Here is a 16,630-nt window from a genome sequence, read left to right as displayed (position 1 = left end):
CCTGGATATTTAATTTCTAATCAATTTTACCAAATTGACACTTAGAACACTATTTACTCCAACTAAAGTAATAGCATACGTCTTATCTGCCTGACCAGCAGGAAATACGATTATTTCTGTTCGAGTAATTGGTGTTGGACTTAAACGTTTATAAGTGATCTCAAAAGTAAATGTAGCTCCATTATGCCCTGTACCGTTGGCCATAACATCAATAATGAGTTCTTTGCTTGAAGTATTAAAAAAATACTCATACGTAAAGTCTATAGTGCAGATACCCTGCGCATTGGCATAATTTTGTCCATCTGTATTAAACTTTATGAGCCCCAGAGCATCTGCATCTGCCTGAGAAACTGTCGAACTGGCTGCACCAGCTCCCTGATTGTAAGCTATGATTGACCCAGTCCCTCCGGAAGCGCAATATTTGGTAAAATATCCACTTCTGGCTATACTTTTAAATACACACAAACCATTGGCATTGGCATAGGCCTGTCCGTTATTATTAACATCTGCCTGAGCAAGAGCATCAGCTCCCGCCTGATCAAATACTGAGGTATATTTTCTAGCAGGGACATAATAAGTAACTGAGCTTCCTCCATACGAACTCCCACAATCGTTTCTAGTAAATACTCCCGATTTAGATGTGCTATAATAAGTACACACTCCATCCTCATTTGCCGCATTTTGTCCATATTCCATTATATCGTGTAGAGCTAACTTATCTACAAATGCTTGCGAAACGTCCATCGTATATCTACCTGCAGGTACTGTATAAGTAAAAGTTCCTGGTGTACCACCATCAGGACAGCTATTCCTAGTAAAAGTCTCGCTCATAGCAACATTACTAAAAAAACAACGCCCATTTGCATTTGCATTTGCCTGACCATTAGTATTAAACACGCTTAGTGCTTTAGAATCTGCATCTTCCTGAGAAATCATTGAAGTCTCAATCCCTGCCACCTGGCTAAAATCTACGCTTGTACCTGAACCACCTGGGCTGCAATTATTTCTAATAAAAGATCCACTTCTGGCAATACTTCTAAAAGTACAAGTGCCATTGGCATTGGCATTGATCTGCCCGTTTATATTAAACAAATCAAATCCTTTAGCATCTGCATCGGCCTGAGAGACATTTGATGTTTGAGCTCCTGCAACCTGACTAAAAGCTACACTTGAAGGAACTCCTCCTGGAGCACAATTATTCTTAATAAAAGAACCGCTTCTGGCAATGCTGCTAAAAGTACAAGTACCTGTTACATTGGCATTGGCTTGTCCGTCTTCATTAAATTTAGTAAGCCCAAGATCATCAGCATGAGCTTGAGAAATTGTTGATGTAACAGCACCAGCAGCCTGACTGAAAGCTACACTCGACCCTGCTCCACCTGCAGCACAATTATTTCTGGTAAAGTATCCGCTTCTGGCGATACTACTAAAAGTACAAGTACCTTTAGCATTGGCATTCGCTTGTCCGTCTGTATTAAATTTAATAAGTCCAAGATCATCAGCATCAGCTTGAGAAATTGTTGATATAACAGCACCAACAGCCTGATTATAAACTTCACTTGAAGCAACTCCTCCTGCAACACAGTTGTCTCTGACAAAAGATCCGCTTCTGGCTATGCTCTTGTACATAACTACACTTGTTGATGTATTGTCGCTACAATCTATATTTTCTCCTTTATAATTATAACAATATTTCTGAAGTACATTAAGCTCTTTATCCTTAACGAACTTAAGTCTACCGTATGTATCATATTCATAATAAGTTGTAATTCCTTTTGGATCTGTTATACTTGTTACCCCCACAAGCGGATTATATGTATAAGTAGAAATAAACGTATTGGGAAGAGAATTTCTAAAGGTCTCTAATTCCTTTCGTAACATTTGCTCGGTACAGTTTACTGACAAACAATTATCACTATCCGCATTAGAGAGCGTCTGCAAATTTGTTATCGTTTCTGCAGGAATTACAGTATAAGCAATATTTTCGATCTTGGCAATTGGCTGTGTTTTATTATACCCCCAGATAATAGAAACCGGAGTCCCGCTCTCTGGCGTATATTGTAAAACATTTCCTTTGGCATCGTACAGATCATAGGTCATTTTTTTATCGAGATTTAAGTCTATTCCCGATGCGCCTTTATTTCCATAAACAGATTTTGGAAGAAGCAGATTATTTGTGGAAACACTTTTATCGTAATTAGTTAACTGTTCTGATATTTTGATGCCTCCTTTTAAGGTTACTGTACTTAAAGGAATACCTATCATATTGGCTGACTGTAGTTCCGTTACAAAGGGCTTAGAAACCATTTCCGAATCGCCCGCATAAAAAAATCTCGACTCTAAGGTTTCTTGTTTTGAATTTGTCGTTGTCTGTGAAGTTAGCTGAAGATGAGAAGGATTACTATAATTATAATTAGTCTCTAATATTACTGGATTTTCACCATTTTTATCAAAAGATTTTTTTGTAGTTTTCTTTAAATAATTCCATTGCGAACGAACAGAATACTGATTTACTGAAAACGAACTACTTAGAACTATTTCAAGACAAACAGGTGCGGGATTACCGGTACCACCAGGCAAAGTAGTACCATATGTATAATCTTCACGACTTCTATAAACTACTACGCCGTTTACAGATTTGTCTTTGCTCTCATCATGTTTATATTCATTAGTAGTTTCCTGTTGAATTATATGTTTCTTAGATGATCCAATTTTAAAAATTTTATGATTCAAAAGACGACCTGTTCCAAAACCATTTGTATATGGAGTTGTTTTATCATCTTCACCTTGAATTAAGTAAGGTATTTGATCCTGAGTAATATTGTAAGTAAATTCTTCTCCTCCGTTCTCAAAATTTTCGCCATAACTTTTAGTTACTGATGCATAGCCAAATTGAGCATTTTGGGAGGAATAGATCCTACCTAAATCCGCACTGGAAACTGATAAAAGCATTGACTGAGCCGGATATTCACAATTATTATTTCGGTCAATTTTTCTAATATATGCGAGGGGACCTCTTGATATATAACTTCCTGAATCGTAAAAATATTTTTCAGTTTCAATACGTCCATTAGATAAACTATTATTTATTGTTTTCTGTACCCTAAATCCTCCAACTTGTACATCTACTTCTTGTTGTGTTACTGGATTTTCATAATAATTAAAACTGGCTCCCACCATAACACATTCTGCCGATGATATATTTACGGTTACTTTATAACTTGTGTTGGCTTTTAGTTTAAAAGTAACTGAATCTGTGGTTGGCGAATCTTGATTGAAATTATAATGTTCCCCAATAAGAACTGGTAAATCTTTATCTTCGTGATTCCAAAAACTAACATAAGCATTTGTTGATAAATCTATAATATTAATACTTCCTGATGGGTCATGGGTCGGCTCATAAGTTGGGTCTATATCCCTACAAAAACTGTTAAATTGCGCATAAGTATCTAGTTTAATCGTTTGATCATAAGATGAAAATATTGTATAAGTTTGAGAATCATAACGCTCATTTATGAGAGTCTTAAGATTAATATCCAAACTAGCTTTGTCAGGAAATACTGGAACAGTAACTTTACCGTCCAGATGTGGCTCATATACTAAAGTAGTAGTTCCCTTAGTTGGGTAAATTATCTTTTTTAACAATCCAAAATATCCAAAATTACTGTCTGGATTTCTATTTGCCAATTGAGTATAACTTAAGTTAACAGGGTATTTTACCGAATTAGGAACAGGTGCATCTTCTGTGATTAAAGTAGTGTTGTTTTTTCCATTAAAAAGACCGTAATGATCTTTAGCAAAACTAAAACGAGCTGGTAATAGCTCAGGAGAGTAATATTCAAATTCATGAATTTTTGAATTAATTGAATTACTATGTTCATTAATTTTCGAAAGATAAAAACGTTTCGTAAGATAATTGGGAGATGATCTTATCTCTAAGGGGAGATAATTGTAATTTGAGAATGAATCTCCCGCATACTCTGTATAGCTTAACTTAATTTTGTTAATTAGTTTATCCTTTTTATCATAACAATTAATTTCATCAACTTTCATAAAATTGAAATCATTATCTGAAAATCGTTTTGAATATGTAAAAGTTATTTTTGTATCACTCGAAGTAATTTCTTTCAAAAGAGATTCATTAGAGAAAGAATTGTATTTGGCAGTAGTTAAAGATATCATAGGATGAAAACCTACCTCTTTGTAGCTTAGTGTCTGTTCAAGACCCGAAAGGTATTGTATATTAGCAGGATTACCATCGTAATTAAGTGTTATCTCTTGGTTTGTTGTTGGATCTACAATTCGTGTTAAATACCACGATGTTTTTACATTTGTTGTTCTAGGTCCTTCTTTAGAAAGATCTCTTACTAAACTTGATTCTACCGCACCTAATCCCCCAAAAAAATATTTAATTCCATTTGTGTTGGTAATAATTATTTCAGGATTAGGATTGGCAACACCACTTCCTATATTAAGAAAATCACTCGTGATCTCTATCCTAATTCCTGTAGGTTCTATTTCAACCGGAACATTATTATTATCCAAAAAGAATTTCCCAGAAATACCTCCAAAATTGTAACTGTAGATATCAGGTTGAGTGTCTGTTTCAGGATTATTTGAAGCCTGTTCTAAAAAAGCCAACATTTCACTAGGACTAGATTCTGTATTTGGTTTTTGAAGTCTTCCACGATAATTATCTTGATAATCAAAAACTTGCCTGGTTATAACACCTCCAGCATTTAATGCCCATCCCATCCCTACATTTGATTCATATTGATCCACTTTTACCCCATCAGATGAATAGGATAAGCTTATTGGCAATTCTATATTGCCCGATTTAATAGTATGCAAAGGCATATTAATTATGCCGTTTCCTGTAAATTGATCCAAGGGAACTTGTCCGTATAAACCTAAACTAGCACTGTTAGGTGGGGGAGGAACTATTACAGGAGTTAAACTCATTGGTTCTGGTTCATGCTGGGCTAGTGCTTGCAAAGATGTAAAAGCAACTAAAAAATAAAATGAAAATTTAATTAAAGTCTTTAAAATCATTGAATTCGTTTTTATTTAAAATAATTTATTTAATAGTTTTAATTACTTTCACAGACTCCGTTTTTGTATCCGTTTGAATCTTTATTATATAGATTCCTTCTGTATAATGGCTTAAATCCACAGGAACAGTTCTGCTACTAATCTCGAAATGCTGCAAAACCCTTCCTGCGATATCAATAACACTAGCTGTTCCCTCATTAAAATCATAACCAATAATAACATTGGTATAAGTAGAGGCAGGATTAGGAATAGCTTCTATACTTGCTTTGACTTTCTCTACTTTTGTTTTGTCCTTTAACTTGACAACCCAAAAATCATTACTGCCAATATTCGAGTTTTTATCTTTCGAAGAGCCTGAATTAGAAGTTCCTGCCATCAAATATCCTCCATCACGGGTCTCAATCAACTTTCTAAGAATATCTTCTCCACCGCTTCCAACGGTTTTATTCCATAATTCTTCACCTTTCTCATCAATCTTTAGAGCGATATAATCGTTGATTCCATCTTTTTCTTTGGCAATCAAATTTGTTGCTTTTCCAACAATTCCATTTCTTGGTAATTTGCTTTCTGTTTGGGCATATCCACCAATCAAATAAGTATGATCTTTATTCTCAACCAACGAGGTTAAAATATCAACTTTTCCATAATCAAAGGTCTTGCTCCATACTGTTGCTCCTTTTTCATCTAGTTTTAAAACCCAAAAGTCAGTTCCGTTTCCAACAATTCCTCCCATTGTTGTTAATGCATTCTTACTATTTGAATTGGCACCAATAATATATCCTCCATCGCTTGTCTGATGAATTACATAAGGCTGATCATCTCCATCTGCACCATAAGAATTTTGCCATTGAATTTCTCCAACATCATTAAGTTTTAAAACCCATATATCTCCAACTCCTTTATTGTTATCTTCTTTTTCTCCTGATATAGGAGAGTTTGAATAACCCGCAAGAATAAAACCGTTATCTGTAGTTTGCTCCACGCTTCTTAAGAGATCTGCATATTTACCTCCATAGGTTTTTTGCCACTCAATAACACCTTGTTTATCTAATTTTACAAGCCAGTAATCCATGTTACCTCTACTTTTCTCAGTTTTACTGTACATGTCAGATTTGGTAGTTGCTGATATTTTTTCATTAGATTTTGTGTCTGTAATCGATAGTGGACTGGAACTTGAAGAGCCTCCAAGGATATAACCTCCGTCACGGGTCTCAAAAGCGCATAATAGTTCATCTGAACCATTACCGCCAATTGTTCTTTGCCACTGCTCTCCTCCACTGGCATTTAATTTAATCACCCAAAAATCTGTCAGACCTTTGCATGATTCTTTTTTTTCAAAACTATTATTTGAGTTTGAAGTTCCTGCAAGAATAAACCCTCCATCACTGGTAGTTTTAATACTTTGAAGTAGGTCAAATCCCGCTCCACCAATGCTTTTCTGCCAGTCAAGATCTCCTTTTTCATTCATCTTCCAGATCCAATAATCCAGATCTCCATGATTGTCATCCGTTTTATTTCCTGTTTTATTAGATAAGGAACTTCCTGCGAGAATGAAACCATAATCGGCTGTTGGCTGAGCGTCAAAAAGATAGTCCGCATGTTGGCCTCCGTACGATTTTTCCCAAATAATATCCTGAGAATAAGTAAAAAGTGGTAAAAAAAGAGGTAGTAGTAAGTAAAGTTTTTTCATTAGCATTATAGATTTGGCTTTTTGTGGGCACAAATCTAAATGATGGTTTTGTTAATTTTTTACGGCTTTCCTCATTTTGAGAAAGCTTTCTTAAATTATTACCAAGTTATGTGCAAAAATGCACCTTGACGAGCTAAAAAAATTATTAATGTTTTTTATTTCTAAAGATTTCTTTAAATATTTTACAAGAATTGTCTTGTTTAAATACTAAAAAACAAAGTCAAGGACATTGGACAACATTTAAGGCGAAGCATTTTTCGAAGCCATAATTTACCCTATAATGAATGAGACCTAAAATTGATACATCCTAATTTTATATACTAAAAGAATTAAAAGAAGCAGAACTAAATCGTGATATCTTAAAAAAGACTGTAAGAATCTTTTCAAGGGAGGTCGATAATTTATCTTTTCAAAGTCAATAATCACAAAACTTATCCTTTTACTGAATACGTTTAGCGATCTTAGTTTATATATTGAGTCGTCCTAAAATAGGTTGACAGTTTACAATAAAAATTTATATTAACCAGTCAGGTTTTCTTGGCTGGTTTTTCATGTATAAAGTTAGGAGTTTTCATCATCAAACTTAGATGTGGTCTTTTTGTATTATATATAATTATTGACTCCTTTACAAGCTTTTCCAATGTGGCTCCATCCTTGCATTTATAAATTAAAAACTCGTTTTTTAAGATTCCATTAATTCTTTCCGCTAATGCATTTTGATAGCAGTCATATCCATCTGTCATTGATGGTTTAATATTGTGTTTAGCTAATACATTTTGATAAACCTTTGAACAATATTGCAAACCCCTATCAGAATGATGTATTAGCGGCAGTATCGATTTTCTACTCTTCACTGCCATTTTTAAAGCCTGAACTACACTTTCTGCGTTCATATCATCACTAAGTTTATAACCAACTATTTTTCTACTGTAAGCATCAGTGACCAAGGAGAGATAATGAGTTTTTTGCTGTGATTTTATATAAGTGATATCACTTACGTATACTTGTTCAGGACGTTCAATTTTACATTCTTTCAAAAGATTATCATATTTGTGCAGCCAATGTTTTGAAAAAGTAGTTTTTGTATAACTCTTTATTGGTTTTACAAGTAATTTTTCTCTTCTTAAATAATCAAAAAATGCATCTCGACCTATCTTAATCCCCTTTTGTGAAAATTGATCACAAAGAATATGATATAATTTACGAGTGCCAATACGAGGCATTTCCATTCTTATGCCGATAACCAAATCTCTAACTTTGAGTAGTTCAGATTCTCTTAAGGTAATTCTGTTCTGCCCTTGATAGAAAGCTTGCCTGCTGATCCCAAACAATCGGCAACTTTTACATAAACTTATTCCTGCTTCTTGCCTGAGGCGGAAGATGGTTTGGGAGAAAACTTTTTTCGAATCTGAGTACCGTACTGACTATCAGAGATGTCAATCATGGTATTAAGTATCTTATTCTTTAGCTGTTCATCTGCTAATTCTTTTTCAAGCCTTTTAATGGTTTGTGCCGGAGTTTCTTTAGATTTAGACATAAATAACAAGTTTGGTTTGCTCCAGTCTAAGTTACCAAATTTTCTGAGCCACACCAAAACTGTACTTCTTCCTTGTATTCCATAGTTTTTTTGAGCTTGTCTATAGGTCATTTCTCCTTTTTCAACTTGGGAAATTACAGCTAATTTAAAAGCCATGTTATAATCCCGCTGGGAACGCCTGCCCCCTTTGTTTTCTTTGTCTTTCATTATAAGTCGATTTAGTGTCAACTTATTTTAGGACGAGACATATACTACAAAAAAGTCCTAATATTCATTAGGACTTTTTTATGCTCAGATCCTATCCAAGAAATTTGAAATCAAATCAATCTCAAAATTAAAAGGTTAAGCATTTTCAAAAAGAAATCTGTTTATTTTAAATAAACTATTTTCCCTGCTTTTAAAACCGAACATACTTTACAATTCTTTTTCCCGCATCAAACGCAATAATCATAATCCTAAATAAAAATGCTTACCTGTTTTAGTGCTTCTTAATCAGTCATTAAATCAGATGAATACTTCGTTTTATCTGCGATATTATTCTGAGAAATTTTCTGAATATCTACGAGAACATCAATATCATTTTTAAAAATTATATTTATTGCTTCTGTAATTTCCTCAGCAGTAATATCATTAGAATATCCCGTGAACTGAATTAGCTTATCTTTTCTTTGATGCATTCTAAAACCTGCCAAAGACAATTGGGACAAACGATTAGAAACATCAATATTATTAATTTTCAGATTTGATTTTGTAAAGAAAACTACAGGATTTCGTGCTTCTAAATCTACTAAAAACGGAATTCCATTTTCGATTTTTAAACTACAAAAATCTCCTGTTCTGTATCGTATTAAGGGAAGAAAAGGATTGCTGCCTCCTGTAACTACTAGTTCTCCTCTTTCACCATAAGGAAGTTTAACATCTTTAAACTCATCAAAAATTTCTAAGTATAAATCCGGCCTAATAACTTTGTGACCCGTTTCAGAAGCGTATGCTATATTTCGGCATTCTGTTAAAGAATAAAGGTCTATAACAGGACACTTAAAATAATTTTCTAATTTGTTTTTTGTTCCTTGCGTTAACTTCATAGCCGAAGAAATCATTGCCTTGGGAAACAATTGAGGCTTTAAATCCAACAACGCCATAAAAGCCAATGGATCGCCGGTAAGAATTTGTGGATTGTATTTCTCCAGGTATTTTTTAGCATCATCAGGCTGATTCCACTCTGACGGATTTAAATTTATCTTTAATACTCCCGCACCTTCCAAATAAGTTGATAAAGAAGCATATGTTAGCGTTTTTTCCTGCGCACAAATTAAGGCAATCGCTACTGTATCTTTACCTTCGGTTACAGAAATATCAAAATCTTTGAGAACAGATTCTATTTGTGGCAACCAGAGCGCCTGAGAAACTGCGTCAAAGAGTACATCTAACTTTGGTCCGGTAGATCCTGAAGTATGATATACCAATAACTCTTTTAAATTTGCTTCATTTGACACAAATAAATGCGGAAAATCCCTGATGTCTTCTCGGGAAATGGTCGGAAAAGAATCGAAATCACTTTTTTTATTCTGATAAAAAGGTACTGTTGCAAGACACCATTCTAAATAATCATTTACCCAAACCGGAGTTTGTTCTTCATTCCAAAATACGCTTTCATTGTAATATTTTTTTTTGAGAGAATGAACTTTTGAAAGCTGAACAGCATTTAATCGATCGCCACTTTTAAAATTAAATTTTGGAGCAAGAGCATCTTGTTTAAGTGTATTTAAAAAACTTAAATCATGAAGCAGCGGAAAACGTTCCTCGTCTGTTAATGCTATTTGTGGATTACTACTCGCGTCCATAGGTATTTGCGGCTTCTCTGGCTGCTTTTTCGGCCATTGCTTTTTTAATACTCATTATTCGTTCATGCGCTTCATATGATTGTTTTAAAACCTTATGTCTTTCTGCACTGCTTAAAGATGATAATTTATCAGCTGCCTCATCATAATTTTCTCCATTAGGTACAATTTCGCAGCAATTTAGCAGCAATCGCACCATTTCCTCGGCACGCTCATCATCACTTATCCATTCGTTAAATTTTACATATTCAGAGGCCAAAGGTAATTCTACAAACCAAAAATTATACAATTTATCCTCAATAGCCGGAGTGTTTATAAAATCCTGGTGAGAAAGCAACCACGCAGCAATATGAATTGAGCGCCAATGATTATCATCAACAGACTTTAAATCAGAATGGGAAGGAACTTTAAATTCATTTCTTAAAAAATCATTCGTGACAACCTTATAAGTGTCGTATACCAAAGCTATCGAATTTATTCCATCTGCTAAAAAAAAGTCAGAAGACAACAAATAAGCATCCGGACATTTCCTTAAATGAGTTACAAGCTCAAAAACATCATATTTAGACATAGGCATAATTTTGTTGTGAAAATTCGGATGCAAATCTTAAAAGTTCTTGTTCATTTGTAACATAGTAGATATTCCAGCCCATCTTTTGTAACCGAATCACTAAATCGTTATGATAATCAGGACGGGAATGCAAAACCATTGTTCCGTGTCCTCCGGCGTTTTTTAAAGCAATTTCGGCCAATTCCCAGTGTGTTTGCTCTTTTTTTGTATCTGCATTTAACATACTAAATATATCATTGTCGGTAACAATTACAATATGTGATTTTTTATTGGGTTTCTCTTCAAATGGTTTTCTTAACCGCTCAATTCCGTAAGCGTAGCCAGTCCCTAAATAGGACGTTAATGTGGTTAATAAATCTGTTTCATCTGTAATAAAACCATCTGTTTCCAGATAATTTCCAGGCTCGCCGGAAAGACATCCCATAACAGCTGCTCCGGCACGCAATGCAGATAATCCTATAATGGTTGCTGCCAGAACTGGCCATGAAAAATTATGTTTGGGATTCATCATAGAGCCCGAGCAATCGATACCCAGATAAATATTTAAAGGGCTTTTTGAAATATTATGATCAGAATCTGAACCATATGTTCTTTTTTGGGTCGTTAATCCCGGAATAAGCTGGGGCGACAAAATTGCCGATTGCAGCCAGTCTACTTCTTCAATCGCATCTCCAATATCCCAGGTTTCCAATCCTTCCGGTAAATCGAAAGACAGATTTTCAGAAATTTCAGAAGGAAAATCAATCAGATGAGGCAAAGCAATTTCTTTATAATAGGTATTAACCAAACGTTGTTCGTCTGCATTTGGATTAACCTGTTTCATTAAATCAATATAACTTCCCGGTCCCATATAACCATTTCTGGGACCAAAGCCGCCAGCATTATTTCTTTCTATACCTAAACTATTCTTTTTCTTTTTATCCTCTTCCGTTTCTTTTGAACTGATAGCTTCTTTTCGCATATCAATTACCTCATCATAACCTTCCAAATCGAGTTCGGTCATGCCTGAAATATCCATTGCACCTATTCCGGCATCTTCTGCATCTAATAAAATTAAAATCTTTTTGCGTGCATCCTCAAAGGCTTTGTCATCCATTAAATAAGGATATAACATCACGGCAAATCTGCCTCCGCCGTGAATCCAGCTCTTTGAATAACTTCTGATTAAAGAAGCCAGTAATGAAGCATCTGCATCTATCTTTTTACTATGAAATGATAAATTGATAGCCAACTCACCACGATTTAGACGCCATAAATATTCATAAGTACGCATCATCAATGTCCACAATTCAGAAAAATTATCCTCTGAATTAATTGCTTTAAAAACTTCTGAGAGTCTTAATTTATTGGTGCGCTGTAATTTATCATTGATTAAAAAATCAGTATATAAATTAGAAACCATTGGCGCTCTGTCCTCTATTCCCGGCAGAGCAAAACGAATCCTGTTCAGTAAAATAGCATTGTCGTATAAATTTGCAGGTGCAAAAATATGATGACCAATTTCGTGTGCCAATACTTCGAGTGCGTAATCGGTAATTCCCTGTTCTGTAATCTCTTCTAAATTAATCACAATACGATGGTCTGTTAAGCGAATCATCGCAAAACTGCCCGTAAGTCCTTCTTTTTTTGCTTCCTGATGCGATAAACACCAAATAGGTTCCTGCAAACGCAAGAAAGGATTCCATTCCAGTTTTGCCTGTTGCCATTTTGATTTCCACAAGGCTAATGTTTCCTCTATTTCAGATTGACTATGCATTTGCAAAACTAAATAAATATAAAAAATAAGAATTATGAAGCGTAAAAACCAGCGTATCTTTTGTTGCTACTACTGACGAAATAGTACTTCCGTCAATTTTATCATGCTCTTTTCCAATCCATTTTTCTAATGTCTCGAATCGTTTAGAATGAGATAAAATATAAGATGTATCAACAGTATTGGCTGAGATTAAAACTTTTCCAAACTGGTCTGCAAAAAGCACATAATTACTTTTTGAATCTGTTACAAATATATTTCCTTCTATCTCTGCCAACTTTGGCGGATGTTCAAAAAAACCAATTGTACCTTTAAAACCTCCCTGTACTCCTTCAAACTTTGTATGGCTATTGGTCCACGGGTTTTCAAAAACATGAGCTGTATTTACTGGAAAACCTATTGCATTCACAATCGTTTCTTTCAAATTTTCAGAAAGCTCATTGTAATCTGTTTTCAAACGAATTCTTAAATGTGCCAAACCGCACTTCCATGCATAAATACGCCCTATAATTTTAAAGTCGTCAATCGTTTTAATAGCTGTTGCACTTGTTTGGATAAGTTCACACCAATCTATTATTTTTTCCGGGGCATATACATGAAAATTCGAAAGCACATCATTCAATAGTGAAATCGTTTTTACCGGAAATTTCACCACCAAATTTGGCATTTGTATCATTAACAACCAGGCTGCTTTGTATTCATCTTTATAACGAATTGCCTGTCCGCTTCCAATTAATTTAAGAGATTCCAGATAGAGTGCTTTTACCACTTCATGAATTTTTTCCGGGGCTGAATTTACAGCCACCATCGCTTTCACAATGGGTTCAACAACTTCTGTCATCCATGAAGCAATGACATGAGACGGCAAACTGCCATACTTCATTTCGTTCTCATTGTACCATTGATTATACAATGTACTTTTTTCACTTAGTTCTGCAATAAGTTCCGGAAAGCTTATTTTTTCCATTGCAGCCATCTTTTGTAATTAGTATATCGTTGATGCAAATACTTTAATTTTAAAATATCATCGGCTCTGTAACCGTATAGTTTTTTCTCTTCAGACCATTTTTGAAGTTGTTTCTCGATCTTTAAAAGTCGATTATCAATTTCTTTTGAAGAGATATTTTCAAGGCCTTTTTTAAACTCTTCTTCAAAATCATCAACAGGATCATTACGATCTAGATCCTGACTCAGATATTCGTTGCAAGACAAGTCAAATAAGTTTCGTAACCACACAATTCTATCCACTCTATAGGCTTCATTACCCGCCTGATCAAAAAATGGTGATTCTAAATGTGGTGTTAAACTATCGTGCAAAACAAATGGCAAAACTTGCCTGATGTCTTCTAATTCTACTTTTTTATTCCCTCTGAAATAAGCCAATGCTTTAGAAAACATAAGTAAAGTCATGATTTTTCTAACAGATAAACCGTTTTTTGCCTGCGATCCTAAATCTTTAATTGGGTCTTTTCCTGTTTCTTTTCTAAAAAGAGTACGCATATCTAAACCTGACAATTTTGCCGTGTCTTTGGTCATATATTCCAAACGGTTTGAAGCAGGTTCAAAAAACTCAAACTGACGACAAAAAAACTCGATTCGTTTGCGTAATCCGGGTTCTATTTGAATTCCTCTAATTTGTTTATTAACAGTTGACAGCTCTTCTTCAGTAAAAATAATTTCTTCCGGAATTATTGATTCCGGTTTAAAATTAAGTTCAATACGCTGCAATAAGTCCTCTACAAAACGGGTATTAAAATGCATAGCTCTGATCACGATATCAATCCTGTCCTTTAGGGCTTCAATAACCTGATAAGTTCCTCCACCTGCATCATCGTTGGCAGTGAGATACCACGCTCCTTCCGGGCATTCATAAATCTGATCGAAGATTTCTGCATAATTGTCTGCTAAAACAGTTAATAAAGCAGATTGTGTTCTGGTAGGAATTCTATTGTATTCATCAATAATTTTTACTCGCATGCCTAACCATTTTCGCCAGGCAATTCTAATATCTGATGTTTTTTCTGCCTTTACCATATCTGATGGTAACGGATGTCCTAATAAATCTGAAATCGTCATTTGTGGCTGACCGTGCTGAATAGCGCGCATAACATCTTTCTTATCATAGCCCGCCAGTAAACCCATTAATATAGATGTAGCAGTTTTTCCGCGTCCCGGTCCACCAACAATAAGACACTTACCTCTTGTTGCTAAATTCAGTAACGGCATTAATACAAAACTGGAATAGCTTTGATCGCTAGGTAAGTGAACCGGAACTTTACTGTCTCCAAATAAAAACTTTTTGGCATCACCATCATTAAACTCAATATCATAATACGGACTTATAATGGCTGTATTCGTGATCCAGAAATAAGCCTGACGCAATTTTTCATCTAAAGAAATTGAACCGCCCGATTCGTTTTGTGAAATATCGCTTGAATAAAGATCTTCTATTTGAAATTTCTTGTTGATTTTGGCTTCTTGCGGATTCGTAGGTGATTCCGGGACTTTCTTAAAAAATCCCATTGTTTTATTTATTAAATCAGACATCGCTATATTTTTGTTCTAAGTTACTTAAAATTTACTATTTTCTGCAGCAGACAATACTTTTGACACCTCATCAATTCTTTCATCAACAGTACCTTTTAGCATATAATATTTAAGGTTTCTAGCCTTTAAATCCTCCAGAATTTTTTCCTGAAATTCTTTTCTTTTCACATCACCAGATCGGTCCCAGGTATCGTCATAAGGAATATCCGTATCACATACAAAGATAATATCATGCCTGTTTTCGGCTACTTTTGCTAAATTCTCCAACTCCAAAAGGGCGCTTCCATGATAATCTAATGAAAATAAATAGGTGGTAATGGCATTGGTATCAGAAAACAAAAACCGATTGGACTGTAGAATCAAATCATCTTCTCTTTCGATATGGGTTTCTGCTATTTTTAAAAGATCTTCCAGCGTTAATCTTTTGTTTACCTGATATTGCTCCCAATACTCTCTTCCGTATTCAGGCATCCATTGGGTATCAAAATGAATGGCTAATTTTTCCGCCAAAGTAGTTTTACCGGTTGAAGGTGCACCAAGTAATACCACTTTTGTGATCAAATCGGTATAAACTGCAGGATGGATAAATTCCTTATTTTTAAATGAATCGTTTCTAATTTTTGTAGCAGATATCGGAATGATATTTCGATCAATATCAACTTGCCTGTTAATGGCATTCAGTGCAATACTCATATGAACACCGTAAGGTTCACTGGAATAAAAATGGGAAATCGTACGATTGTCCAGAACTTTTAGGACATAATCTTCCTGAATCTTCATAATCTCTGGAGTATAACCCGTATCATTAGGTGAATTTACCCCTTCGATGACCAAAATTTGCGGGTATATTTTACGAATCCAGCCCGCTCGGGTTGCCAGAGGAATATTTATTACAGGGTCGTCATAAATTAGCACGATTAATTCATCAACCTCTTTAATGGCAGTTTCAATTAACAACTGATGCCCTTTATGAAAAGGTGCAAATTTGCCCAATGTTAATCCAACTTTATGCTTGTCTTTCATATACAAATTCTTCATTATATGCTTTTTTCCATTCCAGATAACCCATTATAGCCATTATTAAGAAAAGCGTATATAAGGCGCTTGTAAAATATAAGTCTTTATAAAAATAGATGCTTATGGCAACCACATCGACTATTATCCAAAATAGCCAGGAACCTAATATCTTTTTTATCATTAAATATTGTGCAACCAGACTTGCAATGGTGATAAAAGCGTCTTCATAAGGAAAAGAGGCATCTGTATTTGTTTGCATAACATATCCTAAAAGGGCGGTTGATAAAACGGTCAAACCAATCCAGAAAGCCGTATTGGTTAGCAATGTGATGCGCAATGTACTTTTATTTGAACCACCGTACTTCCAACTGTACCAGCCGTAAACTTGCAGAAATATATAAATAATATGCAAAATCATATCAGAATATAATTTTGATGTAAAAAAAACAAAGCAATAAAGTACTACCTGAAGTAAGCCAAAAAACCAACACCAAATGTTTTGTTTAATGGTAAAGTAAACAGAAAGAAAACCGAAAATTGCGCCAAAAATCTCTATAGTTGTATCCATAATATTGGTATAAATATAGGATAATGGATTAAAATTTTAATTGATAACAAATAA

Annotated in this window: 10 protein-coding genes; all 10 read right to left on the bottom strand. The window is 34.6% G+C overall.

Going from position 1 to position 16,630, the window contains the following annotated elements; genetic code table 11:
- Nucleotides 1-9: 9 nt before the first annotated feature.
- Nucleotides 10-5,052 carry a DUF5977 domain-containing protein gene (locus tag OLM51_RS10755; RefSeq protein ID WP_264550624.1) on the bottom strand — a complete coding sequence of 1,681 codons (5,043 nt, stop codon included), beginning with the start codon at nucleotides 5,050-5,052 and terminating at the stop codon, nucleotides 10-12.
- 25 nt (nucleotides 5,053-5,077) lie between these two features.
- Nucleotides 5,078-6,742 carry a T9SS type A sorting domain-containing protein gene (locus OLM51_RS10750; protein ID WP_264550623.1) on the bottom strand — a complete coding sequence of 555 codons (1,665 nt, stop codon included), beginning with the start codon at nucleotides 6,740-6,742 and terminating at the stop codon, nucleotides 5,078-5,080.
- Nucleotides 6,743-7,269: 527 nt separating this feature from the next.
- Nucleotides 7,270-8,486 (bottom strand): IS3 family transposase gene (locus OLM51_RS10745; protein WP_413614520.1). Its coding sequence is split into 2 segments (ribosomal slippage): nucleotides 7,270-8,147 and nucleotides 8,147-8,486, totalling 1,218 coding nucleotides; the frame shifts between segments, so codons are not numbered across the junction.
- Nucleotides 8,487-8,767: 281 nt separating this feature from the next.
- Nucleotides 8,768-10,123, bottom strand: coding sequence for an AMP-binding protein (locus OLM51_RS10740; protein WP_264550621.1), 1,356 nt, complete (start codon nucleotides 10,121-10,123; stop codon nucleotides 8,768-8,770).
- Nucleotides 10,110-10,691 (bottom strand): hypothetical protein, encoded by a 582-nt coding sequence (locus tag OLM51_RS10735; protein ID WP_264550620.1) that lies wholly within the window; start codon nucleotides 10,689-10,691, stop codon nucleotides 10,110-10,112. Before OLM51_RS10735 ends, OLM51_RS10740 begins: the two co-directional genes overlap by 14 nt.
- A complete protein-coding gene (locus tag OLM51_RS10730) occupies nucleotides 10,684-12,447 on the bottom strand; it encodes a hypothetical protein (RefSeq protein ID WP_264550619.1) in 1,764 nt (587 codons plus the stop codon). The genes OLM51_RS10735 and OLM51_RS10730 overlap by 8 nt, the downstream gene beginning before the upstream one ends.
- Nucleotides 12,440-13,411, bottom strand: coding sequence for a hypothetical protein (locus OLM51_RS10725; RefSeq protein WP_264550618.1), 972 nt, complete (start codon nucleotides 13,409-13,411; stop codon nucleotides 12,440-12,442). Before OLM51_RS10725 ends, OLM51_RS10730 begins: the two co-directional genes overlap by 8 nt.
- Nucleotides 13,399-14,991 (bottom strand): AAA family ATPase, encoded by a 1,593-nt coding sequence (locus OLM51_RS10720; protein WP_264550617.1) that lies wholly within the window; start codon nucleotides 14,989-14,991, stop codon nucleotides 13,399-13,401. Before OLM51_RS10720 ends, OLM51_RS10725 begins: the two co-directional genes overlap by 13 nt.
- Before the next feature lie 24 nt (nucleotides 14,992-15,015).
- Nucleotides 15,016-16,029 carry an AAA family ATPase gene (locus tag OLM51_RS10715; RefSeq protein ID WP_264550616.1) on the bottom strand — a complete coding sequence of 338 codons (1,014 nt, stop codon included), beginning with the start codon at nucleotides 16,027-16,029 and terminating at the stop codon, nucleotides 15,016-15,018.
- Entirely contained in the window at nucleotides 15,998-16,576 is a 579-nt protein-coding gene (gene pnuC, locus OLM51_RS10710) for a nicotinamide riboside transporter PnuC (RefSeq protein ID WP_264550615.1), read from the bottom strand. Before pnuC ends, OLM51_RS10715 begins: the two co-directional genes overlap by 32 nt.
- Between the last annotated feature and the right edge of the window lie 54 nt (nucleotides 16,577-16,630).

The sequence above is a fragment of the Flavobacterium sp. N2038 genome (assembly GCF_025947185.1).
In the GTDB taxonomy this organism is placed as follows: Bacteria; Bacteroidota; Bacteroidia; order Flavobacteriales; family Flavobacteriaceae; genus Flavobacterium.
Note: the sequence above shows the minus strand (reverse complement) of the source record. Positions and strands in the feature narration are given on the sequence as shown.

Bases quoted from the DNA above. Each gene is read 5' to 3' on its own strand.
- OLM51_RS10735 (WP_264550620.1), bottom strand. From the start codon at position 10,691: ATGTCTAAATATGATGTTTTTGAGCTTGTAACTCATTTAAGGAAATGT.
- OLM51_RS10755 (WP_264550624.1), bottom strand. From the start codon at position 5,052: ATGATTTTAAAGACTTTAATTAAATTTTCATTTTATTTTTTAGTTGCT.
- OLM51_RS10750 (WP_264550623.1), bottom strand. From the start codon at position 6,742: ATGAAAAAACTTTACTTACTACTACCTCTTTTTTTACCACTTTTTACT.
- OLM51_RS10725 (WP_264550618.1), bottom strand. From the start codon at position 13,411: ATGGAAAAAATAAGCTTTCCGGAACTTATTGCAGAACTAAGTGAAAAA.
- OLM51_RS10730 (WP_264550619.1), bottom strand. From the start codon at position 12,447: ATGCATAGTCAATCTGAAATAGAGGAAACATTAGCCTTGTGGAAATCA.
- OLM51_RS10715 (WP_264550616.1), bottom strand. From the start codon at position 16,029: ATGAAGAATTTGTATATGAAAGACAAGCATAAAGTTGGATTAACATTG.
- OLM51_RS10720 (WP_264550617.1), bottom strand. From the start codon at position 14,991: ATGTCTGATTTAATAAATAAAACAATGGGATTTTTTAAGAAAGTCCCG.
- pnuC (WP_264550615.1), bottom strand. From the start codon at position 16,576: ATGGATACAACTATAGAGATTTTTGGCGCAATTTTCGGTTTTCTTTCT.
- OLM51_RS10740 (WP_264550621.1), bottom strand. From the start codon at position 10,123: ATGGACGCGAGTAGTAATCCACAAATAGCATTAACAGACGAGGAACGT.